Genomic DNA, 20,198 nt, shown 5'->3' with positions numbered 1-20,198 from the left:
GGACGACATAACATCCGGCGAGTATGAAAAATACTACCGGGAAATGTATAGAAATGACACTCATTCATGATTTCAATAGATAAGAAACAAAATTGTTGTGGATGCGAAGCTTGTATTCAACGTTGTCCAAAGTCGTGCATCCAAATGCAGCAAGACACAGAAGGATTTCTATATCCGGTTGTAGACACGGAATCATGTATTGATTGCGGTATATGCGAAAAAATATGTCCTATTCTCAATCAATCTAACGAAAAAAAGCCTTTAACTGTATATGCAGCCAAATGTAAAGACGAATCGCTCCGGCTGGAGAGTTCTTCCGGCGGGATTTTCACACTTCTGGCAAATGAAATCATTCGAGAAAATGGGGTTGTCTTTGGAGCAAAATTCAATAGCAAGTGGGAAGTAATTCACGATTATGCAACAACCGCCGAAGAATTAGCTCAATTCAGAGGAAGTAAATATGTACAAAGTAAAATCGGACAATCTTATCAACAAGTATTGCATTTTTTAAAGGGGGGGGGAAACGTTTTATTTTCAGGAACGCCTTGTCAAATAGCCGGATTAAAACTTTTCTTACAAAAAGACTATGAAAATCTGATAACAGTGGATTTTATCTGTCATGGAGTTCCCAGTCCAGAAGTATGGCGACTCTATTTAAACGATATATTGCATAAACGACAAAGCATTCCTGAAAACATTAGATTCAGAGATAAAAGATCCGGATGGAAAAAATATAGCTTATCCATATCATTCAAAAAAATGAATACATGTACAAAAAAGCTAACATTCGCCCAATCCGTGTACGAGAATTTATACCTACGAGGATTTCTGGCAAATCTATATTTAAGACCGTCATGTCATCATTGTCCAAGCAAATCTTTTAAAAGTAACAGCGATATCACAATTGCCGACTTTTGGGGCATTGAAAGCCTACTTCCAAATTGGAATGACGACAGAGGCGTAAGTCTGGTAATGTTGAATTCACCACTCGGTGAGAGAATATTTGGTAATATAAATACCACTCATCAAGAATGCGAATATAGGGAAATTATTCCATTAAATCCAGCGATAGTACATTCCGCACCGGCCCATATATATCGCACCGATTTCTTCCATGACTTGAATACACACAAATATAGCATTTCCTCTTTGGTTCTTAAATACTGCTTTACTCCGCGTGAGCGAATAAAACGAATCATAAAAAAGTGGAGCGGAATAAAATAAAGGTCTGCATCTGACGTATGCCCGGCACAGCTAACCGAATAATAAAAAACACAGGATTTTTATACGCCAAGATGGGTGTAACGATGTTTATTTCGTTATATACCACCCGCCTTATATTGAATTCGCTCGGTGCATCCGATTTCGGCATATTCAATATTGTTGGCGGCGCCATAAGTATGTTAGGTTTCCTCAATGCGGCGATGGCTGGTGCAACACAGCGATTTATGTCATTCTGCGAGGGAGAAGGCAACAAAGAAAAACAGAAAAGCATCTTTAACATCAGTATCATACTGCATGCTTTCGTTGCTCTTTTGGCCGGGCTCACACTCCTCATTGCCGGGTATTTTTTCTTTAACGGCATCCTCAACATTCCTTCGGACCGGGTCTTCGCTGCAAAAATCGTATACGGGAGTTTAATTATCAGTACTATATTCACGGTTACCACTGTACCGTACGATGCAATACTCAATGCACATGAGAATATGAAATATTATGCGCTCATCGGTGTATTTGAGGCTTTACTTAAACTTCTCGTCGCACTAATAGTCGTATATATTTCAGCCGATAAGCTAATTATCTATGGCATCTTAATGGCTTGTATACCTCTCATCACATTATCTGTCATGCGCGCCTATTGCCACCGGAACTATGAAGAATGTATTGTCGCTCCAAAACGATATTGGGACAAAGTACTGATGAAAGAAATGACTGGTTTTGCCGGATGGAATTTTGTAAGTAATGCAGTTATAATGATAAGCAGCTATGGACAAGGAATAATTCTAAATCATTTTTTCGGAACCATACTAAATGCGGCACAAGGCCTTGCAAGTCAGATTTCAGGTCAACTTCAGGTGTTATCATCGAACATGCTTAAAGCTTTAAATCCTCTAATTGGAAAAAGTGCAGGCTCACAAAACCGGACCTTATTCATTCAATCAGTATTCGCTGGTTCAAAATTCGCCCTTCTTCTTTATATTCCATTTGCCATTCCTTTCTTTATCGAAGCCCCATATATCCTCAAAATATGGCTAAAGGAAGTGCCGGAATGGACAACTCTTTTTGTCCGGTTCAGTATAATTTCGATGCTAATTTCCTTTGCCAGCCGTCCTTTTTCATCCGCCATACAAGCTTCTGGAGAAATAAAAGGCTACTCTATATGGACAACAATATTAAACATAGTACAATTACCAATAATTTACATACTTTTCAAATTGGACTTTCCTCCATATGTATTATATATAGTGGCATTATTATTCGGACATTTATTAGTCGCCGTCAATTTCTTATACTACACAAAAAAACATTGTGGTATTGAACTAAAATCAGTCTTTAAAATGATTGTATTACCCATAACCATAACAATTATAACCATCTGTTTTATCCTTTCCATATATGTATGGCTCTTTCCTATTAAATCAATATATTTCTTATTTATATATCTCATATTTTCAATAATCATTTCCGGCGTCTCCTGTTTTTATCTTGCTTGTAATCACTATGAAAAACAAATTATTACGACACAACTATTGAACTTGAAGACTTATCTAGTACAACATATGAATTATAAAAGATAAGAATATGTCTGTTTACATAAAGAATTAATCGACCAAATAGATGGGACATAATATCTTGATTACAGTAGTTTTACCATTATATAATAAAGCCCATACGATCATCAATACACTAACATCCGTAGTTACCCAGACATACGGAAATTTCGAAATTATCATTATTGATGATGGCTCCACAGATAATGGCGCGGAAATTATAAGCCAAAATTTTCATGATTCACGAATTCGCATCATTTCTCAACCCAATACAGGAGTAAGTGCAGCACGCAATCGGGGTGTAGCAGAAGCCATAGGAGAATATATTGCATTCATAGATGGTGATGATGAATGGCACCCGGAATATCTTGAACATATCAGAAAAGGGATAGCACTATATCCGGAAGCCGGCATGCTATGCACAGGAGGTGTTGGAACATCAATCTTATCACCCCGCATAAGCTATTCTATAGCTAAAAAATATATTAACCACATAACTAAACTCAATTTTTTCGAAAATCCGGCAGCACTATCCCATACAAGCAGAACTGTTGTAAAAAAAGAGGTTTTCCTCAACGCCGGCGGTTTTCCCATTAAAATGAAATGCTGCGAAGATTATGCTCTAACTCAGAAAATAGGGTTGATTTCCGAGTTCGTGTATATCGGCCTGCCCTTGGCGAAATACATCGGAGGAGTACCTGGACAAATTACCAGTGCTGATCAAGAAACAAGGTACACTCTCTTGGATTCCGTAGTAGAATATTATAATCATGTCATGAATTTCTCCCAAGACAAACCAAACAATAAATTATTCAAAATATATTTTCGCTACGACATACGACACCGTATAAAAGGATTACTGAAACAAGAGCCGAAATGGTTTAATAAATTTTATTACGGATTAAATGAAGAAAATAAGGCACTATTAAATCCCATCGAAAAAAAAATATATACACATCATTGGAACAAAATTTCATCCTGCTGGATTAATATCAGCAAAGTTATTTGGAGAATGCGATTTTATCCCATCGTAGGCGAACAAATAGATATAAACACAATACCACAAAAATATAGAATATGGTAAGTCCTATAATATACAAAATAGGAGGGGGGGGGCGACCGTCCAACTCATTCAAACAACGGTTGTTGCTGAAACTGTACAGTCTTCCAATAATTCATCGAATAAAATGGTTCAGGCAACTATTACTTAAAGAATTCAAACTCCCGCAAACAACCAGCATTATGCCTGGATTTTATTGTTCGGCGCCATTATTATCGGTTGGAGAACACACCGGATTAGGAGATCTGTTTTGCATAGCATATGCCCCAATAACGATAGGAAAAGGTTGTTCATTCTCGTTTCGCAATATGATCATAACAAGTACACATGATTATACAGATTTCAGCACAGTAATCGGCAAGCCGGTAACCATAGGCGATAATGTATGGATAACCTCCAATGTTACGATACTCCCGGGCGTAACAATCGGAAACAATACGGTTATCGGCGCAGGAAGCGTTGTCACGAAAGACATTCCGGCAGGAGTATTTGCAGCCGGTAATCCATGTCGCGTGATCAAAAAAATCGATTTTGTAAAAGGTTGAACAAAAATTATTCTATCGTCACTACCAATGCAAATAACAAATTAATAGCGGTTACATGACACCGATACAGCGTAGTTCTAATTTTGAACTGTTGCGCATTTTATCAATAGTGCTTATCCTGTTGATGCATACGTATTCACAGGCGCAAAACAACGATATGACTTCAGGGAATTACTATCTGGGAGTATTGATCAATAGTATTGGCAATATCGGTGTATCGTGTTTTATTTTAATATCAGGGTATTTTGGGATTAATTTCAAAAAATTCAAATTTATCCAGTTAATTATACTAACTACGTTTTATTCCATAGTCCTATATTTGATCAATTATGGATTTACAATTAGTAACAAACTCTTCAATGCACTATTAGTTATCCCCCTTTATAAAAACTGGTTTATTGCCTGTTATCTTATATTAATGTTACTATCACCCTACTTGAATGCTTACATTTCCGCATCCACAAAAAAAAACCTGGAGAAACTATTGATGATATTATTTATTGTCTTTTCCGTATTGCCTACAATATTCAACACCCCATATTATACTATCCTTACCGGGGGGGGGAAATGTTTAGTCTACATGATTTTTTTATATTTGATAGGCAGATATATACGAATTTACCGGAATAAAAATGTAAAAAAAAAGAAAGCAGCGGGTCTTTTTTTACTCATGACCGCTATCATCTGCTCATTGAACATAGGAATGGGATTTTTATTAAAAAAACCTTGTTCCATTTACGCATTGGATTGTAGTCCGTTCATCCTCGCTTCTGCCATATCCGTATTTTATTTATTCAAGTCGTTTGTATTTCAATCAAAATTAATCAACTATCTCGCGTCAAGCACCATTGCAGTTTATCTACTGGACGGCTTACGCCTATTCGTTGACAGCCACATTATCCACCTACACATCTATTCGAATAGCAATCAATTACTATTTCTCTTAACAACAGAGGTTGTACTTGTATTCACCATGAGTATCTTTATCGATAAATTGAGAATTTTTTTATTGGGGAAATGGGAAGAAAATACAATCTATTGGATATTACAACGCTATACTAAAGCTGAAAAAATATGAAATATTCCATTCTCATAAACACATGCGATAAATTCAATGATTGTTGGAATCCGTTCTTCAAATTATGGTCAATATATTGGAAAGATTGTTCCGGCAAGATCTATCTAAATACTGAATATCAAAATTTTTCTTATCCCGGGATCGATATTACCTCAACAAAAGTATGTCAAAATCATAATATCTCCTTAAACAAGCGTGCAACATGGAGCCAATGTCTGAAATGGGCATTGGAAACAATGGACACAGACATTGTCCTCTATATGCAGGAAGACTATTTTTTGAAAGATACGGTCAAAAATGAATTTGTAGAACGATATGTTTACTTGATGCTAGAGCATCCGAATATAAAATGTATACATCTTACAGACCAAGCAGTACATACCAGCACCCCTTCTACATATGAAAATCTCGATAATGTTCCGTATCACCAACGTTATCGTGTAAGTTGCCAAACAGCTTTATGGCGGAAAGACGAATTACTGAACTTGATTCGCGATTATGAAAATGCATGGGAATTCGAGGAATTCGGGTCAGATCGCTCAAAAGTAATGAAGCAAGAATATTTAGCTGTATCCAAACAATGGGTACAATTGAACAGATTTGAAATTATTCCTTACATTTTCACAGGGATTGTCCAGAGCAAATGGTTGGATGAAGTTGTTCCTTTATTTGAAAAGCATGATATAAAAGTAAATTATCAGCAAAGAGGGTTTCTATCGGCTAGCAAGAGAAAACCCGTAATTGAACGAATAAAATACAGATTAAATAAAATTCCCAAAATAATCCGACATCGAAAAGATTTGAATAGTTTAAAAAAAGAATATGAATGAGCTGACAATATGCATGCTAAAAGGTTGCCGTAAAATTTATAACAGATTCAACGGTAGGCAGAGAAAGCAGCCTTTGGGTCAGGAATACAATCCCGACAAGGCTGCAGAAATTATTTATAATCATCTATCTGGGGTTAAACCATGCATGATAGCCCGATTCGGAAGTACTGAGTTAATGACTATTGTCAATTATCTCGGAGTTAAAAATCACAGAAGAAGTATTCTCGGATATATAAAGGGTACCGCTCCAGCGTGGTGGTGGGAAAAAAGCGCCCTTGAACAAATGCAACGCTGGAGTGGCTTCTTCCCCCCGACTGAAAAAAACATTGAACAATTCTGTCAATTGATGATAGAAGACACTAAACAAGTCGATGTGTTGGGTAGCTGGCTTTCGGACGAACAATATTTAAATCAGGAACTGTCACAAGCTGAATCAATCTGTTTTACGTTTCTGGATCCCTTTTGGAGCCATTCCCCTTGGACTCAAGCACTAAAAGACAAAAAAATATTAGTCGTACATCCCTTTGCCGAAACCATACGTCAACAATACAAAAAAAGAGAACTACTATTTAAAAATCCCAATATACTCCCTCCGTTTGAGTTGTACACATTAAAAGCCGTCCAAAGCCTGGGAGGAGAATCCAATGGATTTAAGGATTGGTTCGAAGCATTGTATTACATGAAAGCAGAAATGGATAAGATAGATTACGATATCTGCCTGCTAGGCTGTGGCGCTTATGGGTTTCCTTTGGCCGCTCACGCCAAAAGGCAAGGAAAAAAAGCCGTACACATAGGAGGAAAACTTCAGTTGCTATTTGGAATCAAGGGACAAAGATGGGAGAACCCAAACTATAGCAATACATACGATTTCACCCAGTTTATGAACGAATATTGGGTTCGCCCATCACCTGAAGAAAAACCCCAATCTGCCGATAAAGTTGAAAATGCCTGTTATTGGTAGAATATGAGAACTTCAAAAAATTTATATATTCAGGAGTTACGATGTATATGTATCATTGCCGTCATCGGGATTCACGCATTTACATTACAGCCAGAATCAGCTAACTCACTGTATTGGGGAGTAACGTTCAGGCAATTCATCAATTTTCCTGTTGCTTTTTTCTTCTTTCTGGCAGGCTATTTTGCCAAACCGGCTAAACTTCATGTACGCATTAAAAGAATATTAATCCCCTACTTTATATGGACAAGTATCTATTGGATCAAGCCATTAATATTTCATTCTGGCGCCATTTCATGGGGGGGGGTGCTCCTATCCTATATAAACGGCACAGGGCCCGGATTTCATCTTTATTTTTTAGTCGTACTCTTTCAACTGGTGTTACTTACTCCTCTATGTTATCGCATGCTTAATTCGCACAAGAGCATTTTCAAATGGATATTATTTTCAGTAACACCTATATTTCTTATTCTCATATATTGGTTGAAAATCAACCATATCGATATTTTATACCAAATATTCTTCCCAACATGGATTTTTTTCTTTGCATTGGGAATCTATTTAAAAAATTATAAAAAAATCCAATTAACCGGATTAACAATATCCATTCTCTGTTTTTTGGCTTTATTAGCTTCTATTGCAGAAGCATACCAAATATTAGATATCGACAATATCAGCTGGGCAATCAGTCAGATAAAGTACAGTTCATTCATCTATACATTCTGCTTGATATTATTGGCCATTAAAATACAGGTTAATACCCAAAATAACATTTGGGTTACCGTTGGCAATTATTCATATGGAATATATTTGTTGCATATATTAGTTCTATCAATCATCATAAAATTAGTATCAACCACAGGCATAAACATGCTACTTCCGCATTTTATACTCTTTTTACTATATGTCACTTTAACCTTATTATCCTGCGTGCTTATAATAAGCATATGCCATAAGACTCTTCCCAACAAACTATTGGAAATAATAGGATTCAGATAATAAACAATACAATGAAGATCGGAATATTGACTTTTCAGGACTCATTAAACTATGGGGCTCAACTACAATGTTTAGCCATGCAGGAAGTGCTAAAAGTCATGGGACATGAACCCGAAATCATCCAAATTACATTTAATAACAGAGCCCCATTTTACAGAGGTATCGGCATTAAATTAAACGGGATAATAAAAGCCGGAACAATCATGATATTCAGGCTCCTATACGGCAGACGCACACAACAACGTTTCAATCAACATAAAAAAAAGTACCTCAATCTGTCCCAAGCCTGTACAATCGATACAATTGCTTATCTCACACGCCAATATGACGCAATTATAACGGGCAGCGATCAAATTTGGGGATGGAGCGGACATTCTCATGCAACTTACTTCATCGGATGGGAACCGTCCTATCAAGGCAAACGAATAAGTTACGCACCTTGTTGTGCAAAAAATTTCATTGACGAGCAACATAAGTCACATATTGCAGCCTTATTAAACAAATACGACCACATTTCTGTTCGAAATCAAACCACATATGATTTTGTCAAAACCCTAACTGGTATTAAACCGCCCATCGTAGCAGATCCTACCTTTTTAATATCATTCGATAAATATATATCGACCATCCCCATAGCTCCTTACTCCCGTTATATTGTTACATACATATTAGGCAGTGAAATTGACGGAGGACATACTTCAATTTTAAATGGAATTCGTCAAGAACTTGGAAATATACCTGTTATTTCGATAGTTCTCTCTGAAAATAGTCCCAGATGGTATTTCTGGGCAGATAAAACATATTGCACACTCTCCCCCATCGAATGGCTTAATATATTGTATTACTCATCATTCGTATATTCGGATTCATTCCATGCATTGGTTTTTGCGTTAAAATTTCACAAGCGATTCATCGCATACTATGCAGAAGAGGCTAGAGCCTCCCGTTTTATCGATATGGCGTCCAGATATCACCTTTCCACTTGGATCATTACAAGTTGTCAAGATGCAGTAACAAAAGGCAGTTATCACCTTATACCAGATTTTAATTCAACCGATAATTTATTGCAAATACAAGTCAATGAATCATTAGCATTTTTACAAACAGCTTTATCGTCTGATAAAATATGACAAAAAAAAGGACTTTATTACCTCTTTTGATCCTACTGATAACATTTACTTCTGTAAACCAATTCAGTTCAGTTCCAATCGGAAATACATATTCTGAAATATTATTATCCTTTATTACCGTTACATATATATTTTGGTATAAAAGAAAATATTTCCGGCCTCGCAATAGAAAAGATTACCGCATAGTAACAATTTATCTCGTATGGTTATCAATAGGTATAATCCGCGGATGTTTTATTGCTGAGAATTATTGGGAGTGGAAACAATTGGTCCAAGGCAGCTTATCATTATCACTTCCTATATTCGTTTATGTATTTTCCGACCCCAACCTTTTACACAAAGTATTGAGAATCTGGTTTAAATATGCCATACCGCTTTTCTTTCTTTTTTTCATGTGGGTAATGGTACCCGGAGCTTACCATTTTTATTTAGGCCCCTTGTATCTGATCGCTTGTTTTCTACCCATTCTTCCTCGGAAATGGAAATACCTATGCTTCTTTCTCTTAATAATCATGTTATTCATTGCTTTCGGTGCACGAAGCCAGGTCATCAAATCAGCAATTGCTTTGCTAATGAGTTTGGCCTACATATTATCTAAATACATATCTAACAATATATTGAAATTAGCTCATTGGTTATGTTATTTCCTGCCTGTCGTTTTACTCGGCTTGGGTATATCCGGGACATTCAATATATTCAAAGGAATGGCACAAAACGAAGGAAAATACATTGAGAAAAGAATTATTAAAGGAGAAGTAATAAATGAAGATCTATCCGATGATACACGAACATTTATCTATGAAGAAGTTATTACCTCGGCAATACGGCATAGGTATGTATTATTCGGCCGCACTCCAGCACGAGGAAACGATTCTGCGTGGTTTGGAGCCTATAATGCAGAAGAACTGAACACAGGAAAATACGAACGTCATTCTAATGAAGTCTGTCATCCCAATGTATTTACATGGTTGGGATTAATTGGTATGCTCATGTACAGCTTTCTATATCTAAAAAGTTCCTATTTGGCCGTTTATTGTTCTAATAATCTTTTTATGAAATTACTAGGCGTATTTATCGCCTTTCGTTGGGCTTATGGATGGATTGAGGATTTCAATTCATTCCAAATTATGAGCATATCGATCTGGATGATGATTGCAATGGGGTTCTCTGCGTCTTTCCGCCAAATGAACAACAATATGTTTAAAACTTGGATTCGAAGTATATTTAACTAATATATTCTCCCATGAAAAAAATTCTATGGCTGTGCAATACGATCTTTTCCCAAAAAAAGATTGATGGCACAGGCAGTTGGCTACAACCATTGGCTGAAAAATTACAAGAATCTGGAGAAGTCCAAATTATCAATATTACATCGGGTAAGACTGATAAAATTATACGACAAGACTTCGGTAGGATCCAACAGTGGATTATTCCTATACGTAAAAGGAAAGTCTACGGACAAATCGCATCGAAAACAACATGTAAGGAGATCGCTAAAATTGAACAAACAGTAGCACCGGATCTGGTACATATATGGGGCACAGAACAAATTTGGGCCTCTGTATACGCTCAAGGATATATTAAGGCAAAAGCACTTCTCGATATCCAAGGGTTATTATTTGCTTATGCAGATTCTTACTACGGAGGATTGTCTTTTTCTGATATATTAGATTGTATCAATCTAAAAGAAATAATTATGCCATGGCGTACGCTGTGGAATAAAAAACGAATTTTTAGAAAACGTGGAATGATAGAGCTCGAGTGTATAAAAAAATTCACACATATCTCCTACCAGTCTCAATGGGTCAAAAACCAATTGGAAAATATTAATTCTATGGCCTATTATTATCCGACAAGAATCATGTTAAGAGATATGTTTTACAGTTGTCCTCATTGGAAATATACTTCATGCAGCAGCAAACCTGTTCTTTTTTCTTTTTGTTCTGCCGCAGTGCCTTACAAGGGAATACATACACTCCTGAAGGCTATTTCTGTATTAAAACAAAAATATCCGAATATTATACTATACTTAGCTGGCAGAATAGACGTAGGTAACAAATTACTTGACGGTTATTCAATTTTCTTACACAAACTAATAAAACAAAATAATTTAGAAAACAACATACATTACACAGGTCCGCTTAACGAAACCCAAATTATCGAACATCTTCAAAAATGCAATGTTTGCATCATTCCGTCATATATCGAAACATATTGCTTAGCTTTGGCTGAGAGTATGATCGTAGGGATACCAACTGTAGTTTCTTTCGCAGGGGCTATGCCGGAGTTGGCTGTTCACGAAAAGGAAGCGCTCTTCTACAATTCGATGGACTATAAAACATGTGCTGCCCATATTTCCACACTTATTGAGAACAAGGAATATGCAGAAACTTTATCGAAAAACGGCAGGCGCCAGAGACAGAAGCAAAACAACATAAACTCGGTTATACAAACTCAATTAAAAATATACACGTCAATAATAGAATAAGAAAGGTTGTCTAAAAAATAAAAACTGAATATGACTCATTTTATATTGACTCGGTTCAACCTGAAATTATGGACCAAAGATAAGAGTAATATTCCTGTTCAGACTGAAGTCTGGCTAAATAAACGTTTTGATCTATTTGAAACATATTGCTTACCATCCATTATCAATCAGACAAATCAAAACTTCAAATGGATATGTCTGTTCGATATAGATACGCCTTGCGCTTATAAATCAAAAATAACCGAATATATAATACGATGTCCTAACTTTCACCCATATTATTTAAACAAAAAGGAAACAATTAATTATCTGGAGTATTTTAAAGATTGTATCAAAAAATTGAGGGGGGGGACAATGATGCAATCATAACCACCTATCTGGATAATGATGACTGCTTAAGGTGCGACTACATTGAATCAGTACAAAGATTAGCATATACTGCTTCTCACAAGACAATCATATCGTTCGAATACGGGCTGCAATATTTTATAAATTTAGGAGTTGTTAACCACATACCTTATCCGAACAATCATTTTTTAACTCTCATAGAAACTGCTGATAACCTTGATTTCAAAACAGTCTGGAGCATTAATCACTATTTTCTATCTTCCTACAGAAAAGATTATAACATTCTGACAATACGTGACAAGAAAGAAATGTGGATAGAAGTGATTCACGACAACAATGTTGATAATGATGCAAAAATGACATTGAAATTTTATCCAATATTATCACCGCAGTGTTTACATGCATATGGTTTAAACATAAACTTAAATCCTATCCGCAGTATTATTGTATTTATATTCTGTTTCTATCCTCGCTTCTTCCGACAGATAATCAGACGCATAATGAATAAAATTAAATATGAGGCTCACTGACATTATAAAGAACCACAATAATTTATTACATTTTACAGCCATAATCTATAACCTTATTCATTGGAACAATTATTGGCTATTCCACTCAAAATGTAAATTCTCTTTGACGGGAGCTTTCTTAAACAAGAATAAATTCCGAGTCAATGGGAAACACAACCATCTTGTAGTAGGTTCTAAAGCCAGATTAAACAAGTGTCATATAACAATTATCGGAGACAATAATCGACTTTTTATAGGAGGTGGACACACAATCGTTAACAACACGCATTTTTGGCTGCAGGGTAATAATTGTGAAATAATTATCGGAGAAGATTTTACAATGGAAAGCGGGCATATCGCATCTACCGAGGGGAAATCCATTATTATCGGAAAAGATTGTATGTTTTCAAACGATATCGAAATTCGCAACGGAGATTCGCACGCTATCTTAAATACTATGCAAGAACGGATTAATACAGCCTCCTCTGTTGTTATTGGCAACCATGTTTGGTTGGGTGCACATGTCCGTATTATGAAAGGAGGTAAAATTCCTGATAATTGTGTTATTGGAAATAGCAGTCTGGTTTCTAACGAGCACGACAAATCGCATGCAATATATGCCGGGATCCCGGCAAGATTAATCAAAGAAAACATTATTTGGGATCGAGCTATCTAACGAATTGAATAATATGCAGACTATCGCAGTCTTAATGACAGTCCATAATCGCAAAAAAGAAACTATCAACTGTCTGAAATATTTATATGCTCAATTGCCTGTAAATGGCTTTGAAACAGACATCTATATGACTGACGACGGATGCACGGACGGCACTGCGGAAGCCATACGAGAAAAATTCCCCGCAGTCTGCATCATACAAGGCGACGGAACCCTGTACTGGAACCAAGGAATGTATAAAGCGTGGCTGAAAGCGCGCACGACCAAGGATTACGATTTTTACCTTTGGCTGAATGATGACACAACTTTGAATCCCGAAGCAATAAATACATTATTGGCATGCTCCTATCTTTATCAAAATAGAAGTATCATTGTCGGAACAACCTCAACGACAAATAACAAATTGATCGTAACATACGGAGGCCGGATGAAAAACCGGTTGATTATCCCGAACAGTTTACCGCAAAAATGCGATTTATTCAACGGGAATATTGTACTCATTCCCCGCCACGTATTCAATCTCATAGGCATGAACGATTCCCAATTCAAACATGCACTGGGGGATTTCGATTACGGACTGCGTGCGAAAAAAAAGGGCATAACCTCAATCATTGCTCCCGGCATTTTAGGCAAATGCGATCTGCATAATTCGCTTCCGACTTGGTGCAATCCACGTAAAACACTCAAACAACGATGGAAAGCATTCAGAACTCCTTTAGGACATAATCCGGAAGAGTTTTTCGTTTATGAATATCGGCATCATGGAATATTATCTGCCTGCATCCATTATTTTACGAACCATTTACGCGTAATTTTCCCAAAATTATGGAAAGGAAGAATCTAAAACTCTCTATTATTATCCCGTTGTATAATAAAGCCGATTCTATTGCACATACACTTCAATCCGTTTTGGGCCAAAATTATTCAGATTTTGAATTAATCATTGTAAACGACGGCTCTACGGATCAATCTCTACAAATTGTGACACAATTTTCCGATCCTCGTATACGTTTGATCAACCAAGAAAACCAAGGGGTATCAGCGGCCAGGAACAGAGGAGCCCAAGAAGCTTGCGGTGAATGGTTGCTGTTTTTAGACGCAGACGACACCTTATATCCCGATGCTATTCAATCTCTTATTTCCCTTCATATACAATACCCGTTTGTAGCTATTTGCTCTGGTAATTATATAACTAAATTCAGTAACGAAAAAATTATCCCAACATGTAGTTTATCACAAACAAAACTGATTGACTTACCATTCAAACAGCGTTGGTTCAGAAAATGGTATCTTCGATTAGGATCCTTCATGTGTGCAAAGAAACTTTTTCTTCAAATCGGAGGATTTAAAAAAAACATAACTTGGGGTGAAGACATATATTTTACGAACAAATTAATAGAGGGCCAAACGATTGCTTATACTACTTCAATTATCATGTGTTATGAAAGAAGATACAGTAGTCTGAGTAAAAAGCAGTTCCCCCTAGAACAATGCATAGCATGGCACCTTATTCCAAAAAGTTCTGATCTATATCGTCAGTTGACTGATGCTGAATTAATCGGAAAAGATATTCTATGGAACATTCTAAAAGGCAGAATACAGAATGCATCACATTTAATAATTAAAAACATAAAATATGCTCCTCTGATCAGCTTTGCACTCATCTGGCGATTATGGCTCAGGAGTTCCAATTATGTAATGAAGCAGTTTAAAAGCCAATAATACCCAACATCAGACTTATAATATTTCCGCCACGGTCGCCCCGACGAAAGCTATCAGCTCCGTCGGGGCGATTTTCAGTTGCAGGCCCCGGACGCCGGCACTGATATAGATGAACGGAAGGGCTGCGGCCGTCGAATGGATGTAGGTCGAGAACTGTTTTTTCATGCCGATTGGAGAGCATCCGCCGCGGATATAGCCCGTCACGGGCAGCAACTCTTTCATCGGAATCAAATCGGCTTTCTTATTGCCCGAAACACGTGCGGCGGCCTTGAGGTCGACTTCGTGGTCGCCCGGCACGACACAGACGAAATACCCCGTGCGGTCGCCCTTCAGCACGAGGGTCTTGAATACCGAGGCAATGTCCTCGCCCAGCTGTTCGGCGACATGCGTCGCCGCCAAATGTTCCTCATCGACCCGGTAGGGAACCAGCTCGTAAGCTATCTTCGCGCGGTCGAGCAGTCGCGCCGCATTTGTCTTTTCGACCTTCCCGTGTGCCATTTCTACTTTGGGTGTTCAATATTTCGGCTTAAGTTGTGCAAAGGTAGTTTATTTTGCCTAAACAGGCGCAAATTCGCTATTTTTGTAAAATGTTTCGCGGTGAAAATACATACAGGCAACTGCTCCTGACAATGGTGGCAATGCTGCTGTGCCCCGGTTTGCAGGCACAAAGCACACGCGTCCGCGGCCGGGTCACGGACGCCGCAGACGGTACCCCCATGCAGTTCGTGAGCGTCGTATTCCCCGGCACCACAACGGGTATTACGACCGATGAGGAGGGCGTCTATACGCTCGAAACCCGCGATACGGTAAGCCGTGTGCAGGCTTCGATGGTCGGCTATGCCCCCCAGACCAAACCCCTCGTACCGCACAGCTTCAACCACGTCGATTTTACACTCGAATCCGTGGAGTTCGGCATCGGCAACGTCGTCATCACTCCCGGCGAGAACCCGGCCCACCCGATACTCAAGCGGGTCATACGCCGCAAAGCGCTGAACAACCCCGACGAATACGAGCGCTACAACTGCGCGACCTACACCAAAATGGAACTCGACCTGACGAACATCAAGCCGCGCTTCCGCAGCAAACGCCTGCAGCGCAACTTCGGGTTCGTATTCGAATACGTCGACACCTCGGCGCTTACGGGGCAGGCCTACCTGCCGGCCATGATTTCGGAAACGAAGGCCGATTACTACCACAGCAAGCGCAATCCCTCGCTTTCGCGCGAAATCATCCGCGCCAACCGCGTATCGGGCGTCGAGGACAGCTTCGCCATCGCCCAGTTCACAGGCCAGATGCACGGCAACGTCAACTTCTACGACAACTTCATCGACATCTTCAACGTCCGTTTCGCCAGCCCGCTCGCCGACGGGGGACTGTTCTATTACGACTACTTCCTCGTAGACAGCATGCAGGTCGACGGCCGCAAAACCTATAAAATACGTTTCCACCCCAAACGGTTCTCGACGCCGGTTCTCGACGGCGAAGTCAACATCGACTCGGCGTCGTACGCCCTGCAATCGGCTTCGGCCCGCATGCCCAAGGGTGTCAACGTCAACTGGATTAAACACCTGCGGCTTGAAAACGAGAACCGGATTGTGCGCGATAGCACCTGGTTCCGCAGCCGCGACCGCGTATCGGCCGAGTTCTCGATTTCGACGGCCGATTCGTCGAAGTTGACCTCGTTTATCGGCACGCGCGAAGTGGCCTACACCGACGTGCGGATCGGGGAACCGATTCCCGACGAGGTCATACGCATGGACAACAACGTCGTCATCCGCGACGAAGAGGAGGTAAACCGCAAGGACGAAGCGTTCTGGGAACAGGCGCGCCCCTACCGTTTGAGCGAAAAGGAGAAAGGCATCTACGCCATGGTCGACTCGGTGCAGAACGTGCCGCTCTACCGCAACATCTACACACTGATCAACACCGTCATCGTCGGTTACTGGAACACCAAATACATCGGCATCGGCCCCTACTATAAACTGGCCAGCTTCAACCGGCTGGAAGGTTTCCGCATGCAGCCCGGATTCCGCACGACCTCGGCCGTCAGCCGCCGCATACGCCTTTCGGGGTACGCGGCCTACGGCACGCGCGACGGGATGTTCAAGGGCGGCGGCAGCGTCGAGCTTGCTTTCAACCGCCGCCTGACACGCAAGCTGACCGTTTCGGGCCGTCACGACGTCATGCAGCTCGGTGCGGGCCAGAATGCCCTGACCGAGAGCAACATCTTGAGTTCGCTCCTCTCGCGCGGCGACTCGCGGCTCTCGATGGTCAACCGCGGCGAAGCGGACTATGAACACGAATGGAGCCACGGCATCAGCAACTTCGCAGGGGCGCGCATCCAGAAAATCTACGGCAACAAATATGTGCCGCTGGTTCGTCCCGACGGGCGGATTGTCAATTCGGTATCGGACGCATCGGTGCATGTGGGCATGCGCATTTCGAAGAACGAAAGCATCTACCGCATGCCGTTCGACAAACAGTACATGGGCTCGGTCTACCCCATCGTGACACTCGGGTTCTCGGCCGGACTTCCCGGCGTGATGAGCGACGGCTACGAATATTACCGCCTCGAGGGCGGCATCCATTACAAGCCCGAACTGCCACCGCTCGGCTATTCGAACATCACGCTCCAGGGCGGCAAAATCTTCGGCAGGGTGCCCTATCCGCTGCTCAAGATACACGAAGGCAACGGCACCTACTTTTACGACCCGTACGCTTTCTCGTGCATGAACTTCTACGAATTCGCCTCGGACGCCTGGGTGGCGCTCTTCTTCGAGCACCATTTCAACGGCGTGCTGCTGGGACGGATTCCGCTCGTCAAAAAACTCAAATGGCGCGAAGTGCTGGTCTGCAAAGGCGTATGGGGCACGCTTTCGGAGGAAAACGACGGCAGCCTGCCCGGGACGCAGGCGCCCCTGCTCTTTCCGCGCGGCATGTCGTCGGTATCCGATCCCTACGTGGAGGTAGGTTTCGGGGTCGAAAACATCTTCCGCCTGCTGCGCGTGGACTGCATCTGGCGCGTCACCCACCGCGACCCGAAACCGGGACAGGACATACAGAACTTCGCCGTCAACTTGAGCATGAACCTCAAATTCTGACCGAACGCTCCCCCAAACCCGAAGATTTTGGCTATCTTTGGGCTGAAAAATTCGGAATCTATGATTAAAGGTGCAATATTCGACATGGACGGAACGCTCGTGGACAACTCTCCCGTCCACCTCCGGGCGTTCGAGATTTTCTGCGACTGCTACGGCGTACACGGATGGAAAGAGAAACTCGGACAGGCGTTCGGCATGGGCAACGACGACATCATGCGGCTCATCATGCCCGAAGAGGTAATCCGCGAAAAGGGACTCGCGGCGCTCGCCGAAGAGAAAGAATCCTTGTACCGGGAGATATACGCCCCCGAAATCGAGCCGGTGGCCGGGTTGGTGCCCCTGCTCGAAAAACTCCGCGCGGCAGGCATACGCTGCGCCGTAGGTTCGTCGGGTTACAAGCCCAACGTCGACTTCGTATTGGAAAAATGCAATATCGGGCCTTATTTCGACGTCCGAATCAGCGGCGACATGGTGACCCGCTGCAAACCCGACCCGGAGATATACCGGAAAGCCGCCGCCGAACTGGGGCTGACGCCTGCGGAATGCGTGGTTTTCGAAGACGCCAAGGCCGGTATCGAATCAGCCCGGCGCGCAGGTGCCGGCCGCATCGTGGCGCTGGCGACGACGCATGACCGGAAGACATTGTCCGAAGAAACCGCCGCAGACTGGATCATCGACGACTTCCGCGACATCACCGACCTCGACGCGCTGCTCCGGTAATTATAACCGGCGCTGTACGAACTGCGAACGGAACGCCGCACGCACCGCCCAGTCCGGTACCAGTCGGGAACCCCACACGCACAGCCTCGTGAAAACTCCCGGGATACAACGCTTGCGACCCCGGAAAAGTGCATTCAGGCCCCTGCGGGCCACCTCCTGCGGCGTAGACATCACACCCCAACGAATAAACCGGCGGCGCCATGCGTCGCCGAGTTTGTAAAACGGAGTGTCCACAGCTCCGGGAAATACCGTCGTCACCCGAATATCCCTGTCCGCCAACTCGTCGTGAAGCGCCCGTCCGAAGGTTTTCAGATAGGCCTTCGTCGCGGAATAGGCTGCAATCGTAGGATAGGGCGTCCAGGCCGTTGCCGACGACATCAGCAGGATATGCCCGCCGCAGCCGCGGCGCTGCATCTGTCCGGCATAGAGGCAGCACAACTGCGAAGTGACGGTACAATGCAATGAAATAATCCGGCCGACCGCCTGCGGCGACGCCGAAGCCAGTTCCCCGAAAAGCAGGACACCCGCATTGCAGACCAGCACATCGATATGGATTCCCCGCTCTTCGGTCCCTGCGAAAATCCGCCCTGCGGCATCCGGTTCCGCAAGGTCGACACGCAACGGCAATGCTTCGACGCCGTATTCCGCCGCAATCTCCTGCGCCGCAACCTCCACCGCTTCGGCCCGGTCGGCCAGCACCGGGCTATACCCTTTCGCAGCCAGTTGACGGGCATATTCACGGCCGATGCCCGACGCGGCCCCGGTGATCAATGCGTATTTCTGTCCGGAAATAGTCATCGTATGAAAAATTTTAATATTTTTGCGACGTTTTAGCCCAGCAATATATGTTCAAAGCAATCGCCACTGTCAGCCTGCTCGTCGTTTCGAACACCTTCATGATGCTCGCATGGTACGGCCATATCGCGTTCAAATCCAAATTCGAACGTTTCGGCATCACCGCTGTCGTCCTGTTGAGCTGGGGCATCGCGCTGTTCGAATACTGTTTCCTGGTACCGGCCAACCGCATCGGCTCGACGCAGTACGGGGGCCCGTTCTCGCTCTGGGAGCTGAAAGTAATTCAGGAGGTGGTATCGCTTTCGGTCTTCGCGCTTTTCGTGCTGGTCTTCATGAAATCGGACACCTTGCGCTGGAACCACCTCGCGGGATTCATGTGCCTGATTCTGGCCGTCTATTTCATCTTCCGGAAATAGCCGCCCTCTACCGTCAACTTGCCTTCTATAACTCCATGACAGCTGCCCCGGA

General features: G+C 41.9%; 21 protein-coding genes. 19 read left to right on the top strand and 2 right to left on the bottom strand.

The annotated features are described in order from the left end of the window. Positions 1 to 66: 66 nt before the first annotated feature. The 16 genes from QZT71_RS04735 to QZT71_RS04680 all read left to right on the top strand — a co-directional run bounded on the left by QZT71_RS04735 (position 67) and on the right by QZT71_RS04680 (position 15,114). Positions 67 to 1,224, top strand: a complete 1,158-nt coding sequence (locus QZT71_RS04735) for a Coenzyme F420 hydrogenase/dehydrogenase, beta subunit C-terminal domain (protein ID WP_295913174.1) — start codon at positions 67 to 69, stop codon at positions 1,222 to 1,224. Between the two features lie 17 nt (positions 1,225 to 1,241). Further along, positions 1,242 to 2,798 carry an MATE family efflux transporter gene (locus QZT71_RS04730; RefSeq protein WP_295913172.1) on the top strand — a complete coding sequence of 519 codons (1,557 nt, stop codon included), beginning with the start codon at positions 1,242 to 1,244 and terminating at the stop codon, positions 2,796 to 2,798. Between the two features lie 40 nt (positions 2,799 to 2,838). After that, positions 2,839 to 3,855, top strand: a complete 1,017-nt coding sequence (locus QZT71_RS04725; protein WP_295913169.1) for a glycosyltransferase family 2 protein — start codon at positions 2,839 to 2,841, stop codon at positions 3,853 to 3,855. After that, positions 3,849 to 4,376 (top strand): DapH/DapD/GlmU-related protein, encoded by a 528-nt coding sequence (locus QZT71_RS04720; protein WP_295913167.1) that lies wholly within the window; start codon positions 3,849 to 3,851, stop codon positions 4,374 to 4,376. Before QZT71_RS04725 ends, QZT71_RS04720 begins: the two co-directional genes overlap by 7 nt. Before the next feature lie 55 nt (positions 4,377 to 4,431). Next, entirely contained in the window at positions 4,432 to 5,454 is a 1,023-nt protein-coding gene (locus QZT71_RS12530; protein ID WP_363150727.1) for an acyltransferase family protein, read from the top strand. Next, on the top strand, positions 5,451 to 6,284 hold the full coding sequence (locus QZT71_RS04715; RefSeq protein WP_295913165.1) for a hypothetical protein: 834 nt from the start codon (positions 5,451 to 5,453) through the stop codon (positions 6,282 to 6,284). Before QZT71_RS12530 ends, QZT71_RS04715 begins: the two co-directional genes overlap by 4 nt. Beyond that, positions 6,277 to 7,245, top strand: coding sequence for a hypothetical protein (locus tag QZT71_RS04710; RefSeq protein ID WP_295913161.1), 969 nt, complete (start codon positions 6,277 to 6,279; stop codon positions 7,243 to 7,245). Before QZT71_RS04715 ends, QZT71_RS04710 begins: the two co-directional genes overlap by 8 nt. Positions 7,246 to 7,248: 3 nt before the next feature. Continuing rightward, positions 7,249 to 8,241, top strand: a complete 993-nt coding sequence (locus tag QZT71_RS12525) for an acyltransferase (RefSeq protein WP_363150729.1) — start codon at positions 7,249 to 7,251, stop codon at positions 8,239 to 8,241. 11 nt (positions 8,242 to 8,252) lie between these two features. Continuing rightward, the gene (locus QZT71_RS04705; protein ID WP_295913159.1) at positions 8,253 to 9,371 is read left to right on the top strand and encodes a polysaccharide pyruvyl transferase family protein; all 1,119 of its coding nucleotides are present in this window, start codon (positions 8,253 to 8,255) and stop codon (positions 9,369 to 9,371) included. A gap of 704 nt (positions 9,372 to 10,075) precedes the next feature. Beyond that, complete coding sequence (locus QZT71_RS04700) at positions 10,076 to 10,603, top strand: hypothetical protein (protein WP_295913157.1); 528 nt, start codon at positions 10,076 to 10,078, stop codon at positions 10,601 to 10,603. Between the two features lie 11 nt (positions 10,604 to 10,614). Then, positions 10,615 to 11,859, top strand: coding sequence for a glycosyltransferase (locus tag QZT71_RS04695; RefSeq protein ID WP_295913154.1), 1,245 nt, complete (start codon positions 10,615 to 10,617; stop codon positions 11,857 to 11,859). Between the two features lie 30 nt (positions 11,860 to 11,889). Continuing rightward, positions 11,890 to 12,228: a glycosyltransferase gene (locus tag QZT71_RS12520; RefSeq protein ID WP_363150732.1), complete on the top strand. Its 339-nt coding sequence runs from the start codon at positions 11,890 to 11,892 to the stop codon at positions 12,226 to 12,228. After that, positions 12,186 to 12,737 carry a glycosyltransferase gene (locus QZT71_RS12515; RefSeq protein ID WP_363150734.1) on the top strand — a complete coding sequence of 184 codons (552 nt, stop codon included), beginning with the start codon at positions 12,186 to 12,188 and terminating at the stop codon, positions 12,735 to 12,737. The genes QZT71_RS12520 and QZT71_RS12515 overlap by 43 nt, the downstream gene beginning before the upstream one ends. Next, positions 12,724 to 13,392, top strand: coding sequence for a hypothetical protein (locus QZT71_RS04690; RefSeq protein WP_295913151.1), 669 nt, complete (start codon positions 12,724 to 12,726; stop codon positions 13,390 to 13,392). The genes QZT71_RS12515 and QZT71_RS04690 overlap by 14 nt, the downstream gene beginning before the upstream one ends. 13 nt (positions 13,393 to 13,405) lie before the next feature. Beyond that, complete coding sequence (locus QZT71_RS04685; RefSeq protein ID WP_295913149.1) at positions 13,406 to 14,236, top strand: glycosyltransferase family 2 protein; 831 nt, start codon at positions 13,406 to 13,408, stop codon at positions 14,234 to 14,236. After that, positions 14,218 to 15,114, top strand: coding sequence for a glycosyltransferase family 2 protein (locus tag QZT71_RS04680; protein WP_295913147.1), 897 nt, complete (start codon positions 14,218 to 14,220; stop codon positions 15,112 to 15,114). Before QZT71_RS04685 ends, QZT71_RS04680 begins: the two co-directional genes overlap by 19 nt. A gap of 15 nt (positions 15,115 to 15,129) precedes the next feature. Here the strand turns inward: QZT71_RS04680 and ybaK are convergent, their stop codons facing one another. Next, complete coding sequence (ybaK, locus tag QZT71_RS04675; protein ID WP_295913143.1) at positions 15,130 to 15,612, bottom strand: Cys-tRNA(Pro) deacylase; 483 nt, start codon at positions 15,610 to 15,612, stop codon at positions 15,130 to 15,132. A 131-nt stretch (positions 15,613 to 15,743) separates the two neighbouring features. On the opposite strand from ybaK, the gene QZT71_RS04670 reads away from it, so the two are divergent. Then, positions 15,744 to 18,215 (top strand): DUF5686 family protein, encoded by a 2,472-nt coding sequence (locus QZT71_RS04670; protein WP_295913140.1) that lies wholly within the window; start codon positions 15,744 to 15,746, stop codon positions 18,213 to 18,215. 60 nt (positions 18,216 to 18,275) lie between these two features. Beyond that, on the top strand, positions 18,276 to 18,935 hold the full coding sequence (locus tag QZT71_RS04665; protein ID WP_295913137.1) for an HAD family phosphatase: 660 nt from the start codon (positions 18,276 to 18,278) through the stop codon (positions 18,933 to 18,935). Here QZT71_RS04665 and QZT71_RS04660 read toward each other — a convergent pair whose 3' ends face one another. Further along, positions 18,936 to 19,733, bottom strand: coding sequence for an SDR family oxidoreductase (locus QZT71_RS04660; RefSeq protein ID WP_295913134.1), 798 nt, complete (start codon positions 19,731 to 19,733; stop codon positions 18,936 to 18,938). A 47-nt stretch (positions 19,734 to 19,780) separates the two neighbouring features. On the opposite strand from QZT71_RS04660, the gene QZT71_RS04655 reads away from it, so the two are divergent. Further along, positions 19,781 to 20,146: a DMT family protein gene (locus QZT71_RS04655; protein WP_295913132.1), complete on the top strand. Its 366-nt coding sequence runs from the start codon at positions 19,781 to 19,783 to the stop codon at positions 20,144 to 20,146. Positions 20,147 to 20,198: the final 52 nt, after the last annotated feature.

Source organism: uncultured Alistipes sp. (genome assembly GCF_902388705.1).
Taxonomy (GTDB): domain Bacteria; phylum Bacteroidota; class Bacteroidia; order Bacteroidales; family Rikenellaceae; genus Alistipes.
The sequence above is the reverse complement of the archived record's forward strand: the minus strand, read 5'-3'. Positions and strand labels throughout refer to the sequence as shown.